The organism is Streptococcus bouchesdurhonensis (assembly GCF_948472335.1).
Window position 1 is genome coordinate 55,853 of sequence record NZ_CAOKTW010000001.1, and the last position, 14,197, is coordinate 70,049.

Below are 14,197 nucleotides of genomic sequence, written 5' to 3' on the forward strand. Positions count from 1 at the left end.
ATTTTGTAAAAAAGGGTGTAAAGATGGAACATCTTGGAAAAGTATTTCGTGAATTTCGAACAAGTGGAAATTATTCTTTAAAGGAGGCGGCAGGGGAGTCTTGCTCTACCTCTCAGTTATCTCGCTTTGAGCTTGGGGAGTCTGACCTAGCAGTCTCACGTTTCTTTGAGATTTTGGATAACATTCATGTAACAATCGAAAATTTCATGGATAAGGCTAGGGATTTCCATAATCATGAACATGTTGCCATGATGGGACAAATTGTACCCCTTTACTACTCAAATGATATTGCAGGTTTTCAAAAGCTTCAAAGTGAACAACTTGAAAAGGCTAAGAGTTCGACAAATCCACTCTATTTTGAGCTGAACTGGATTTTGTTGCAAGGTCTGATTTGTCAAAGAGATTCGAGTTATCATATGGAGCAGGATGATTTAGATAAGGTAGCAGATTATCTCTTCAAAACAGAAGAATGGACCATGTATGAGTTGATTCTTTTCGGTAACCTCTATAGTTTCTACGATGTAGACTATGTCACTCGGATTGGTAGAGAAGTCATGGAGAGGGAGGAATTTTATCAAGAGATTGGTCGCCATAAGAGATTGGTTTTGATTTTGGCCCTCAATTGTTACCAGCATTGTTTAGAGCATCTTTCTTTTGACAATGCAAGCTATTTTGAGACTTATACAGAGAAGATTATTGGTAAAAACATTAGTCTGTATGAACGAAATATTTTACATTACCTAAAAGGCTTTGCCTTGTACCAAAAAGGACAGTGTAAAGAAGGTTGTAAGCAAATGCAAGAGGCCATGCATATTTTTGACGTGCTAGATCTTCCAGAGCAAGTAGCCTACTATCAGGAACACTACAAAAAATTTATCAAAGATTAATTTTCCCAAATAAGGGAAAAATGAAAAAGCTCCTTTCGGTTTTGATACAATAGTTTCAAAATTTGAGAGGAGTTTTTATATGAATCGCTATGCAGTACAGTTGATTAGTCGCGGAGCTGTTAACAAGATAGGGAATATGCTCTATGATTATGGAAATAGTGTCTGGTTGGCTTCCATGGGGGCCATAGGCCAGACTGTTTTAGGAATGTATCAGATTTCTGAACTCGTCACATCTATTCTCGTAAATCCCTTTGGCGGAGTCATTTCAGACCGTTTTTCTCGTCGTAAGATTTTAATGGCGGCAGACCTTGTTTGTGGGATTCTTTGTCTGGCTATTTCTTTTATAAGGAATGACAGCTGGATGATTGGAGCTTTGATTTTTGCCAATATTGTTCAGGCTATTGCTTTTGCCTTTTCTAGACCAGCAAATAAGGCCGTTATCACCGAATTGGTAGAGAAGGATGAACTGGTCCTCTACAATTCTCGTTTGGAGTTGGTCTTGCAGGTTGTCAGCGTGAGTTCTCCTGTACTTTCTTTTCTTGTTTTACAATTCTCAAGTCTCCATCTGACGCTCTTACTAGATGCTTTGACTTTTTTTATAGCATTTGTTCTAGTGGCCTTACTTCCAAAAGAAGAACCAATGGTTCAAGATAAGAAACTTTTTACTGGTAAAGATATTTTTGCAGATATCAAAGATGGCTTGCACTATATCTGGCATCAAAAAGAGATTTTCTTTCTCCTGTTAGTGGCTTCCAGCGTTAATTTCTTTTTTGCGGCTTTTGAGTTTTTGCTTCCTTTTTCAAATAAACTATATGGAGTAGAAGGAGCTTATGCGACTATCTTAACCATGGGTGCGATTGGCTCAATTATAGGAGCACTGATAGCAAATAAATTTAAATCAAGTATGAATACACTTTTGTTCTTATTGATTTTAACAGGAGTAGGAGTTTTCATGATGGGTTTGCCACTGCCCAATATTTTAACCTTTTCTGGAAACCTGATTTGTGAACTCTTTATGACGATTTTTAATATTCACTTCTTTACACAGGTACAGACCAAGATTGATGGAGAATATCTGGGTAGGGTATTGAGTACCATTTTTACACTGGCAATTCTCTTTATGCCGATTGCGAAAGGTTTGATAACCTTTCTTCCAAGTGTCCATCTTTATTCTTTCTTGATTATTGGACTTGGAGTTGTAGCCTTATCTTTCTTAGCTCTCGGATATGTTCGAACTCATTTTGAAAAAGAGACATAAGTTTGCTTGGACTTCAAAAATAATTCCAATCTAAGTGTTTTTTTCGCCCTTCTCGTTTGTGAGAAGGGCTTAATTTATGGTAAAATAGTTTTATGAATAAAAGAATGAATGAGTTGGTCGCCTTGCTCAATCGCTATGCGACTGAGTACTATACCAGCGATAATCCCTCGGTTTCAGACAGTGAGTATGATCGCCTTTACCGAGAGTTGGTCGAGTTAGAAACTGCCTATCCAGATCAAGTGCTAGCAGACAGTCCTACCCATCGTGTTGGTGGCAAGGTTTTAGATGGTTTTGAAAAATACAGTCATCAGTATCCTCTTTATAGTTTGCAGGATGCTTTTTCACGTGAGGAGCTTGAAGCTTTTGATGCGCGTGTTCGTAAGGAAGTGGCTCATCCGACCTATATTTGTGAGCTGAAAATCGATGGTTTGTCTATCTCGCTGACTTATGAAAAGGGGATTTTAGTTGTTGGTGCAACACGTGGAGACGGTTCTGTTGGGGAGAATATAACAGAAAATCTTAAGCGTGTTAAGGACATTCCTTTGACCTTGCCAGAAGAACTAGATATCACAGTTCGTGGGGAATGTTACATGCCACGCGCTTCTTTTGACCAGGTTAACCAAGCTCGCCAAGAAAATGGAGAGCCTGAATTTGCCAATCCTCGTAATGCGGCAGCAGGCACCCTGCGACAGTTGGATACAGCAGTAGTTGCCAAGCGCAATCTTGCGACTTTCCTCTATCAAGAAGCCAGCCCTTCAACTCGTGATAGTCAAGAAAAGGTTTTGAAGCACCTTGAACAACTAGGTTTTGTGGTCAATCCAAAGCGAATCTTGGCTGAAAATATAGATGAAATCTGGGATTTTATTCAAAAAGTAGGACAGGAACGGGAAAACCTGCCTTATGATATCGATGGAGTGGTAATCAAGGTAAACGACCTAGCAAGTCAAGAAGAACTTGGTTTTACCGTTAAGGCTCCAAAGTGGGCAGTGGCCTACAAGTTCCCAGCTGAAGAAAAAGAAGCTCAACTCTTATCAGTTGATTGGACAGTTGGCCGTACGGGTGTTGTAACCCCAACAGCCAATCTAACACCAGTACAACTAGCTGGTACAACTGTTAGCCGTGCGACCCTACACAATGTGGATTATATTGCTGAAAAAGATATCCGCAAAGACGACACGGTTATCGTCTATAAGGCTGGGGACATCATTCCTGCTGTTTTACGTGTAGTAGAGTCCAAACGGGTTTCTGAAGAAAAACTAGATATCCCTACAAACTGCCCAAGTTGTAACTCTGACTTGTTGCACTTTGAAGATGAAGTGGCTCTCCGTTGTATCAATCCGCGTTGCCCTGCTCAAATCATGGAAGGCTTGATTCACTTTGCTTCTCGTGATGCTATGAATATTACAGGCCTTGGTCCTTCTATTGTTGAGAAACTCTTTGCTGCCAATTTAGTAAAGGATGTGGCGGATATTTACCGTTTGAAAGAAGAAGATTTCCTCCTTTTAGAAGGGGTTAAGGAAAAGTCTGCTGGTAAACTCTATCATGCTATTCAAGCATCAAAGGAAAACTCTGCCGAAAAGCTCTTGTTTGGTTTGGGAATTCGCCATGTCGGAAGCAAGGCTAGTCAGCTGTTACTTCAACATTTTCATTCAATCGAAAATCTGGCTCAGGCAGATTCAGATGAAGTGGCTAGTATTGAAAGTCTGGGTAGTGTGATTGCCAAGAGTCTTCAGACATATTTTGCGACAGAAGGCTCTGAAATTCTCCTCAAAGAATTGAAAGAAGCTGGGGTCAATCTGGACTATAAAGGACAGACGGTAGTGGCAGATGCGGCCTTGTCAGGTTTGACCGTTGTATTGACTGGAAAATTGGAACGGCTCAAGCGCTCAGAAGCTAAAAATAAACTCGAAAGTTTGGGTGCTAAAGTGACTGGCAGTGTTTCTAAAAAGACCGACCTCGTCGTGGCAGGTGCAGATGCTGGAAGTAAACTTCAAAAAGCACAAGAACTTGGTATTGAAGTTCGAGATGAAGCTTGGCTCGAAAGTTTGTAAAGAATAGTAGAAGGCTAGATGTTAGATAGTCTGAAACTGTCTATCCTGAAGTGTTTTGACATGAATTGAGTCTATCTTGAGTCAGAAATTAAATTGCTGAATCTATCAGCACCACATAAAAAATTAAATTAAAATTAGAAATTAGGAAAAGAAATGTTAAATTACCCTGTAGTCATCCATTTTCATCGAAAAAACGGGGATTATGCAGCCTGTTCATTTAGTAGAAAACAGGCGGACAATGTTGAAAAATTGTATTATGAAAATAACTTTTTTGGAGCAAAGTTCTCCTTCACAGTTACAAGTCAAGAAAAGTTAGAAAACCTGAAGTTTTCTGTCGAGATTGATGGGACAGTTAAGGAATATTCCGTGCGTTATAACTACTATCCGCTTCTGACAGAAGTTTGGATTTTAGAGGGCGACGAGACTGTTTATTATTCTGAAAACCCAGCCATTGCTAGTCCTTACTACAAAGATCAAAATCCATTTGCTTTTGATAGAGCAATACATAGCGCTAGTTTTGATCACCACTGGGGCTACCAAGGAGAACTAGGTTACAGTCTTTCAGATTATCAGACTAGCTTTAAACTTTGGGCTCCTACGGCTACTGCTGTACAGGTGGTTGTCTACGAAAATACCAGCAACGACGCTCCGATTTGGAAAACCTTTAATCTAGAGCGTGGTAATAGCTATTCATACAGTCATAAGTACAATACCATTGGTGTTTGGAGTCTAGACTTAGATGAAAATCTTGCTGGCAAGGCTTATCAGTATCAGATTGACTTTCCTCACCACCAGACTGTGACGAGAGATCCTTACACGATTGCCACAAGTCCTGACGGCAAACGTTCCGTAATTCTTTCTCATCAAGACAGACAAGTAGAAGGATTTGTGGTCAAACATGGAACAGAAGCGCCTTGGCGTTTGGAAAATCCATGTAAAGCAGTTATCTGTGAAATGCATATCCGAGATTTAACCAAATCTCCGACCTCTGGAGTTGCAGAGCATCTCCGTGGAACCTTCCTTGGTGCTGCCCAGACTGGAACTGTAAACCAATTCGGACAAGCAACCGCCTTTGACTATATCAAAGAACTTGGCTGCAACTATGTTCAACTCCAGCCTATCTTTGATCGCCATAAGGAATACGATGAGGATGGAAATGTAACCTATAACTGGGGTTATGACCCTCAAAACTACAATGCACCAGAACCAAGTTTTTCTAGTAATCCAGATGATCCAGGGCAGGTCATTCGTGATTTGAAGACCATGGTTCAAGCCTATCACGATGCGGGGATTGGTGTCATTATGGACGTGGTTTATAATCACACCTTTTCAACGGTTGATGCACCTTTCCAAACAACTGTCCCTGATTACTACTATCGTATGAATCCAGACGGTACCTTCCAGAATGGAACAGGTGTTGGAAATGAAACAGCCAGTGAACACGAAATGTTCCGCAAGTACATGATTGATTCTCTTCTATACTGGGTACAGGAATACAATATTGACGGCTTCCGTTTTGACTTGATGGGTATTCATAATGTCAAAACCATGCAAGCGATTCGTTGGGCGCTAGATGAGGTTGATCCCCGTATTATCACTTATGGAGAAGGCTGGGATATGGGAACAGGTCTTGCACCTTATGATAAGGCCAAGAAGGATAATGCCTACCAAATGCCAAATATCGGATTCTTCAATGATAATCAGCGTGATGCGGTCAAAGGAGGAGAAGTTTATGGTGCAATCAAGTCAGGATTTGTAAGTGGTGCAGCCACTGAACCAATCATTGCCAAGGCCATTCTTGGTAGCCGAGAATTGGGTTCTTATCTCAGTCCAAACCAGGTTCTCAACTATGTTGAAGCCCATGACAATTACAATCTTCATGATTTGTTGGCGACTCTTCATCCTGATCAAAGTTCAGACCAGATTATGCGCAAGGTTGAGACGGCGACAGTAATGAACCTTCTCATGCAAGGAATGTCCTTTATGGAAATTGGCCAAGAATTTGGTCGAACCAAATTAATTCCGACGGGTGAACATGGACAACTCACTTCGGCAGACCGAGAACGTGCTATGAATAGTTACAACGCTCCTGACAGTGTTAACCAAATAAACTGGGATTTAATCAATGAAAGACAAGAAAGCATTGACTTTGTCCGTCAAATTATTCGACTGAAAACACAGACTAGCGCCTTTTCTTATCCTACATACGAAGAAGTTTACCGTCATGTCTTTGTTCACACAGCTGCAGAAAATAGCGGATGGATTGTTTACGAGATTCACGGGGGGCCAGAACATCTATTGGTAGTATTCAATGCCAAGGGAACTTCCTTATACTTTGAAAATGCAGGAAATCTAGAAATGCTTGTGACCAATAGTCGTTCGAAACAAGAAAATGTCATTGATGATACTAGTGTCGCAGTGCTAAAAGTACTCTCTTAAATGCATAAACTAAAAAGGGTTAGATTGTCTAATCCTTTTTATCATTTATAAGTTTTCAATGAAGATTAGAATCAAGTTTCAAATAGTTTGAAAAACCAAGCTTGTGAAAATAATCTCAAAAAAATTGCAAAAAGGGTTGTAATTTTCTGAAAATTTGGTAAAATATATCTTAATCATTTTCAGGAGGACGAGAATTTGACAAGATATCAGAATTTAGTAAATGGAAAATGGAAATCAGCTGAAAAAGAAATTACGATTTATTCACCAATAAACCAAGAAGAATTAGGGACTGTTCCAGCTATGACTCAGGCAGAAGTAGATGAGGCTATGAAAGCTGCGCGTGCAGCCCTGCCAGCTTGGCGAGCTTTATCAGCAGTTGAACGTGCGGCTTATTTGCACAAAACAGCAGCTATTTTAGAACGTGATAAGGAAGAAATTGGTACTATACTTGCCAAAGAAGTGGCAAAGGGAATTAAAGCAGCTATTGGAGAAGTGGTGCGTACCGCAGACTTGATTCGCTATGCTGCTGAGGAAGGTCTCCGTATCACTGGACAAGCAATGGAAGGTGGCGGTTTTGAAGCAGCAAGTAAAAATAAATTGGCCGTTGTTCGTCGCGAGCCAGTTGGTGTCGTGCTGGCTATCGCTCCCTTTAATTATCCAGTTAATTTATCTGCTTCTAAAATTGCACCTGCCTTGATTGCAGGGAATGTAGTCATGTTTAAGCCACCAACACAAGGTTCTATTTCTGGGCTCTTGTTGGCTAAAGCGTTTGAAGAAGCAGGGATTCCGGCTGGTGTTTTCAATACCATTACGGGTCGTGGTTCAGAAATTGGGGATTATATCATTGAACACAAAGAAGTCAACTTCATCAACTTTACAGGTTCAACTCCTATCGGAGAACGTATTGGTCGTTTAGCTGGTATGCGTCCAATCATGTTGGAGCTTGGTGGGAAAGATGCAGCTCTTGTACTAGAAGATGCAGATTTGGAACATGCTGCTAAACAAATCGTTGCGGGAGCCTTTAGCTACTCAGGACAACGTTGCACGGCCATTAAACGTGTCATTGTTCTAGAAAGCGTTGCAGATAAATTAGCTACTTTGCTTCAAGCAGAGGTTGCTAAATTAACAGTTGGTGACCCATTTGACAATGCTGATATTACACCTGTTATTGACAATGATTCAGCCGACTTCATCTGGGGCTTGATTGAGGATGCACAAGAAAAAGGTGCTCAGGCTCTTACACCAATTAAACGTGAGGGTAATCTTCTCTGGCCTGTGCTTTTTGACCAAGTTACAAAAGATATGAAAGTAGCATGGGAAGAGCCATTTGGTCCTGTTTTACCAATTATCCGTGTGGCTAGCGTAGAAGAAGCTATTGCCTTTGCCAACGAATCTGAATTCGGACTTCAATCCTCAGTATTTACAAATGATTTCAAAAAGGCCTTTGAAATCGCTGAAAAACTTGAAGTGGGCACGGTCCACATTAATAATAAAACCCAGCGTGGTCCAGATAATTTCCCATTCCTTGGTGTCAAAGGTTCTGGTGCTGGTGTTCAAGGAATTAAATATAGTATTGAAGCGATGACAAATGTCAAATCCATTGTTTTTGATGTGAAATGAAAGATAAAATCAGGAGATTCGTTTCCTGATTTATTTTTTTACTTAAAATTATATTTTTGTTAGCTAAATAACGAACTTTATGATAGTATTATAAAAAACAATTCGTTTTCAAAGCGTTTCTGAAAATTTCCTGATTTACAAGTGAACACATCAGTGAATTTGTTGAAGACTTTCAAAAGATTTTTTTGCAAATTCCGTAATTTACTTGAATCTTCCCTAAAAAGGTAGTATAATAAATCTATAGAAAACGCTTACAGAAATAGGAGGGTGTATGGATAAGAATAATGCTTTAAAAACCTTTATGACAGGTGAAAATTTTCACCTCCAGCACTATCTGGGAGCTCATAGGGAAGAAAAAAATGGAGAGTATGGCTATACTTTTCGTGTGTGGGCGCCTAATGCTCAGGCTGTTCACTTGGTAGGGGATTTCACCAATTGGGTTGAAAATCAAATTCTGATGGAACGGAATGAATTTGGAGTCTGGGAAGTCTTTACCAGTCTTGCTCAAGAAGGCCAAATTTATAAGTACCATATCACACGTGCAAATGGTCATCAGCTGATGAAGATTGACCCTTTGGCTGTACGATATGAGGCACGACCTGGTACTGGGGCTATTTTAACAGATATTCCAGAAAAGAAATGGAAGGATGGTCTCTGGCTAGCCCGTAGAAAACGCTTGAGCTTTGAAGAGCGTCCGGTCAATATTTACGAGGCTCATGCTGGCTCTTGGAAGAGAAATCCTGATGGCAGCCCCTATAGTTTTGCTCAATTGAAAGATGAACTCATTCCTTACTTGGTTGAGATGAATTATACTCACATTGAGTTTATGCCCCTGATGTCTCACCCACTAGGTTTGAGTTGGGGCTATCAGCTTATGGGTTACTTTGCTCTAGAGCATGCCTATGGTCGTCCTGAAGAGTTTCAAGATTTTGTTGAGGAATGTCACTTAAACAATATAGGTGTTATTGTAGACTGGGTACCTGGTCACTTTACTATCAATGATGATGCCTTGGCCTATTATGATGGAACACCGACTTTTGAATACCAAGACCATAATAAGGCTCATAACTACGGTTGGGGAGCACTCAATTTTGACCTTGGAAAGAATGAAGTCCAGTCTTTCTTGATTTCTAGTATTAAGTTTTGGATTGATTTTTATCATTTAGATGGTATTCGCGTGGATGCGGTTAGCAACATGCTCTATCTTGACTACGATGATGCTCCATGGACACCTAATAAAGATGGTGGTAATCTCAACTATGAAGGTTATTATTTCCTTCAACGCTTGAATGATGTGATTAAACAAGCTCATCCAGACGTTATGATGATAGCTGAGGAAAGTTCATCAGCTACTCAGATTACTGACACCAAGGATTCAGATGGTCTAGGATTTGACTACAAATGGAATATGGGTTGGATGAATGACATCCTCCGTTTCTATGAAGAAGATCCGATTTACCGTAAATATGACTTTAATCTGGTGACTTTCAGCTTTATGTATGTCTTCAAGGAGAATTATCTCTTACCATTCTCGCATGATGAAGTGGTTCATGGTAAGAAGAGTATGATGCATAAGATGTGGGGAGATCGTTATAATCAATTCGCAGGCTTACGCAATCTTTACACTTACCAAATTTGTCACCCTGGTAAGAAATTGCTTTTCATGGGTAGCGAATACGGCCAATTCCTAGAATGGAAATCTGAAGAACAGTTGGAATGGTCTAACCTAGAAGACCCAATGAATGTGAAGATGAAGTATTTTACATCTCAGCTAAACAAGTTCTACAAAGATCACCGCTGTCTGTGGGAAATTGATACCAGCTATGATGGCATTGAAATTATTGATGCGGATAATCGAGACCAGAGTGTTCTTACCTTCATCCGTAAGGGTAAGAAGGACGACATGCTAGTCTGCGTCTTTAATATGGCACCTGTTGAACGAAAAGATTTTACAATCGGACTTCCTGTTGCAGGGATCTATGAAGAAGTCTGGAATACTGAGTTAGAAGAGTGGGGAGGCGTCTGGAAAGAGCATAATCAAACTGTTCAAACGCAAGAAGGACTATGGAAGGATTATGAGCAGACCTTGACCTTTACCCTACCGGCTATGGGAGCAAGTATATGGAAAATCAAACGTCGCTTGAAACCTACTAAAACCGTCACAAGTAAAAACCAAAAAGGAGTAGAAAATGAAGAATGAAATGTTAGCTTTGATTCTTGCCGGTGGGCAAGGAACTCGTCTCGGTAAACTCACTCAGAGCATCGCAAAACCAGCTGTGCAATTTGGTGGGCGCTACCGTATCATTGACTTTGCTCTTTCAAACTGTGCCAACTCAGGTATCAACAATGTTGGAGTTATTACACAGTACCAACCACTTGCTCTCAACAACCATATCGGGAACGGTTCAAGCTGGGGACTAGACGGTATCAATTCTGGTGTCTCTATTCTTCAACCTTATTCTGCAAGCGAAGGAAATCGTTGGTTTGAGGGGACTAGCCACGCTATTTACCAAAATATTGATTATATCGACAGTGTCAACCCTGAGTATGTCTTAATTCTCTCTGGGGACCACATCTATAAAATGGACTATGATGATATGCTCCAGTCACACAAGGATAATAATGCAAGTTTGACAGTAGCAGTTCTTGATGTTCCTCTTAAGGAAGCTAGCCGTTTTGGTATCATGAATACAGATGCAAACAATCGTATTGTTGAATTTGAAGAAAAACCAGCTCAACCTAAATCTACCAAAGCTTCTATGGGGATCTATATCTTTGATTGGCAACGTCTCCGCAATATGCTTGTTGCTGCTGAAAAGAGCAATGTCGATATGTCAGACTTTGGTAAAAATGTCATTCCAAATTACCTTGAGTCAGGTGAAAGTGTCTATGCATATGAGTTTAATGGCTACTGGAAAGATGTTGGTACGATTGAGTCACTTTGGGAAGCTAACATGGAATATATTTCACCAGAAAATGCCTTGGATAGCCGTAACCGTCAATGGAAGATTTACTCAAGAAACTTAATTTCACCACCAAACTTCCTTGGGGCAAATGCTCATGTGGAAGATTCCTTGGTTGTCGATGGCTGTTTCGTAGATGGAACTGTTAAACATTCTATCCTCTCAACAGGTGCGCAAGTTCGCGAAGGGGCAGAAGTTCTTGATTCAGTTATCATGAGTGGAGCTATTATTGGACACGGGGCTAAAATCAAACGTGCCATTATTGGTGAAGGTGCAGTTATTTCTGATGGTGTCGAAATTGATGGAACAGAAGAAGTACAGGTTGTAGGATATGATGAAGTAGTGGGGGTAGCAACAGATGAAGATTGATAAATATTCTGCCATTTTAGGAAACACAGTTGGTTTTCATGATATGTCAACACTGACAGACCACCGTCCAGTAGCTAGTTTGCCATTTGGTGGTAAATATCGCTTGATCGACTTCCCGCTTTCAAGTCTTGCTAATGCTGGTGTCCGTAGTATTTTTGGTATTTTCCAACAAGACAATATCAGTTCAGTCTTTGACCATATCCGTTCTGGGCGTGAGTGGGGATTGTCAACTCTTCTTAGCCACTACTATCTAGGTATTTACAATACCCGTGTGGAAAGTAGTACAGTTGGAAAAGAATACTACCAACAGCTTCTTACTTATTTGAAACGTTCTGGCTCAAACCAAACAGTATCACTTAACTGTGATGTTTTGATTAATATTGATCTGAACCAAGTATTCCACCTACACAGTGCAAATAAGGGGCCTATCACTGTAGTTTATAAAAAACTACCTAAAAAAGATATTTCAGAAGTAAATGCAATCTTGGAAGTGGATGAAACAGACCATGTTCGTTCTCACAAACTCTTTGATAGTAAATCAACAGATGAAGTTTACAATATGTCTACAGATATCTTTGTCGTTGATACACCGTGGTTGATTGAACGCTTAGAAGAAGAAGCTAAGAAAGAACATCCAGAGAAATTGCGTTATGTTTTACGGGATTTAGCTGCAAAAGAAGGGGCTTTTGCCTACGAGTACACAGGTTATCTAGCAAATATTCATTCTGTAGAGTCTTATTACAAAGCTAACAAAGATATGCTTGAATCACAAAAATTCTACTCTCTCTTCTCACCAAATCAAAAGATTTATACAAAGATCAAGAATGAAGAACCGACCTACTATGCTAACACATCGAAGGTAAGCACGTCTCAGTTTGCTTCTGGTAGTATCATTGAGGGGGAAGTGGCTAATTCTGTTCTATCACGTAATATTCATGTGCATAAGGATAGCTTGGTTAAAGATAGCATCTTATTCCCTCGTGTTGTTATTGGAGAAGGTGCTCAGGTAGAATATGCTATTTTGGACAAGGGTGTTGAAGTTGCGGATGGCGTTGTGATCCGTGGAACTGCAGAACATCCAGTCGTCGTTAAGAAAGGTGCTAAAGTAACAGAGGATATTCATTCATGAAAATTTTATTTGTAGCAGCTGAGGGTGCACCCTTTTCAAAAACAGGTGGTTTGGGAGACGTCATTGGCGCTCTTCCTAAATCACTGGTAAAAGCGGGACATGAAGTTGCAGTAATTTTACCCTACTATGACATGGTAGAGGCTAAATTTGGAAATCAGATTGAAGATGTTCTTCATTTTGAGGTGAGTGTTGGTTGGCGCAGGCAGTACTGTGGAATTAAGAAAACAGTCTTAAACGGTGTGACCTTCTACTTTATTGACAATCAATATTATTTCTTCCGTGGGCATGTTTACGGTGATTTTGATGACGGAGAACGCTTTGCTTTCTTCCAACTGGCTGCCATTGAGGCTATGGAAAGAATTGACTTTATTCCTGACCTTCTCCATGTTCATGACTACCATACAGCTATGATTCCTTTCTTGTTGAAGGAAAAATACCGTTGGATTCAAGCCTATGAGGGCATTAAAACAGTTTTAACCATTCATAATTTGGAATTCCAGGGACAATTTTCAGAAGGAATGTTGGGTGATTTGTTTGGAGTTGGCTTTGAACGTTACGCTGATGGCACCCTTCGCTGGAACAACTGTCTGAACTGGATGAAGGCAGGTATTCTCTATGCGGATCGTGTTTCAACTGTCTCGCCTAGCTATGCCCATGAAATTATGACCAGTCAGTTTGGATGTAGCTTGGATCAGATTCTTCGAATGGAGTCTGGTAAGGTATCTGGTATCGTGAATGGGATTGATGCTGACCTGTATAATCCTCAGACGGATGCTCTTTTAGACTATCATTTCAATCAGGAAGATTTGTCTGGGAAGGCCCAAAACAAGGCAAAATTGCAAGAAAGAGTTGGTTTGCCAGTTAGAGCTGATGTTCCACTGGTGGGAATTGTTTCTCGTTTGACACGTCAAAAAGGTTTTGATGTGGTGGTCGAAAGTCTTCACCATATCTTGCAAAATGATGTTCAGATTGTTCTTTTGGGAACTGGAGATCCAGCTTTTGAAGGAGCTTTCGCATGGTTTGCTCAAATCTATCCAGACAAGCTATCAGCAAATATCACTTTTGATGTCAAACTTGCTCAAGAAATCTATGCTGCTTGCGACCTCTTCCTCATGCCGAGTCGTTTTGAACCTTGCGGCTTATCTCAAATGATGGCTATGCGCTACGGAACCTTGCCATTGGTCCATGAAGTTGGTGGCTTGCGAGATACCGTTCGCGCTTTCAATCCAATCGAAGGAAGCGGTACTGGCTTTAGCTTTGACAATCTATCTCCTTACTGGTTAAATTGGACTTTCCAAACAGCTTTGGACCTGTATAGAAACCACCCAGACGTTTGGAGAAATCTACAAAAACAAGCTATGGAGTGTGATTTCTCATGGGATACAGCCTGCAAGTCATACCTAGACTTGTACCAAAGCTTAGTTAACTAATAGATAAAATCGTATGATGACTTCATACGATTTTTAGGCTATTTAGAGAGG

General features: G+C 40.3%; 9 protein-coding genes. All 9 read left to right on the plus strand.

All coding sequences use genetic code 11. From position 1 onward, the window contains the following. Nucleotides 1-23 precede the first annotated feature (23 nt). The 9 genes from QMQ21_RS00280 to glgA all read left to right on the plus strand — a co-directional run bounded on the left by QMQ21_RS00280 (nucleotide 24) and on the right by glgA (nucleotide 14,146). The gene (locus QMQ21_RS00280) at nucleotides 24-887 is read left to right on the plus strand and encodes an Rgg family transcriptional regulator (protein ID WP_060628235.1); all 864 of its coding nucleotides are present in this window, start codon (nucleotides 24-26) and stop codon (nucleotides 885-887) included. Between the two features lie 79 nt (nucleotides 888-966). Continuing rightward, on the plus strand, nucleotides 967-2,145 hold the full coding sequence (locus tag QMQ21_RS00285) for an MFS transporter (protein WP_261035199.1): 1,179 nt from the start codon (nucleotides 967-969) through the stop codon (nucleotides 2,143-2,145). Nucleotides 2,146-2,237: 92 nt separating this feature from the next. Beyond that, nucleotides 2,238-4,196, plus strand: a complete 1,959-nt coding sequence (gene ligA, locus QMQ21_RS00290; protein WP_261813699.1) for an NAD-dependent DNA ligase LigA — start codon at nucleotides 2,238-2,240, stop codon at nucleotides 4,194-4,196. Between the two features lie 153 nt (nucleotides 4,197-4,349). After that, nucleotides 4,350-6,635 carry a type I pullulanase gene (pulA, locus tag QMQ21_RS00295; RefSeq protein ID WP_261813700.1) on the plus strand — a complete coding sequence of 762 codons (2,286 nt, stop codon included), beginning with the start codon at nucleotides 4,350-4,352 and terminating at the stop codon, nucleotides 6,633-6,635. Between the two features lie 195 nt (nucleotides 6,636-6,830). Then, nucleotides 6,831-8,255: an NADP-dependent glyceraldehyde-3-phosphate dehydrogenase gene (locus QMQ21_RS00300; RefSeq protein WP_238096175.1), complete on the plus strand. Its 1,425-nt coding sequence runs from the start codon at nucleotides 6,831-6,833 to the stop codon at nucleotides 8,253-8,255. 271 nt (nucleotides 8,256-8,526) lie between these two features. Beyond that, nucleotides 8,527-10,455 carry a 1,4-alpha-glucan branching protein GlgB gene (gene glgB / locus QMQ21_RS00305; RefSeq protein WP_261813701.1) on the plus strand — a complete coding sequence of 643 codons (1,929 nt, stop codon included), beginning with the start codon at nucleotides 8,527-8,529 and terminating at the stop codon, nucleotides 10,453-10,455. Next, nucleotides 10,445-11,587 (plus strand): glucose-1-phosphate adenylyltransferase, encoded by a 1,143-nt coding sequence (locus tag QMQ21_RS00310; protein ID WP_033681753.1) that lies wholly within the window; start codon nucleotides 10,445-10,447, stop codon nucleotides 11,585-11,587. Before glgB ends, QMQ21_RS00310 begins: the two co-directional genes overlap by 11 nt. Next, complete coding sequence (gene glgD, locus QMQ21_RS00315) at nucleotides 11,577-12,716, plus strand: glucose-1-phosphate adenylyltransferase subunit GlgD (protein ID WP_261813702.1); 1,140 nt, start codon at nucleotides 11,577-11,579, stop codon at nucleotides 12,714-12,716. Before QMQ21_RS00310 ends, glgD begins: the two co-directional genes overlap by 11 nt. Further along, on the plus strand, nucleotides 12,713-14,146 hold the full coding sequence (gene glgA / locus QMQ21_RS00320; RefSeq protein ID WP_261813703.1) for a glycogen synthase GlgA: 1,434 nt from the start codon (nucleotides 12,713-12,715) through the stop codon (nucleotides 14,144-14,146). Before glgD ends, glgA begins: the two co-directional genes overlap by 4 nt. The last annotated feature ends 51 nt before the right edge of the window (nucleotides 14,147-14,197 follow it).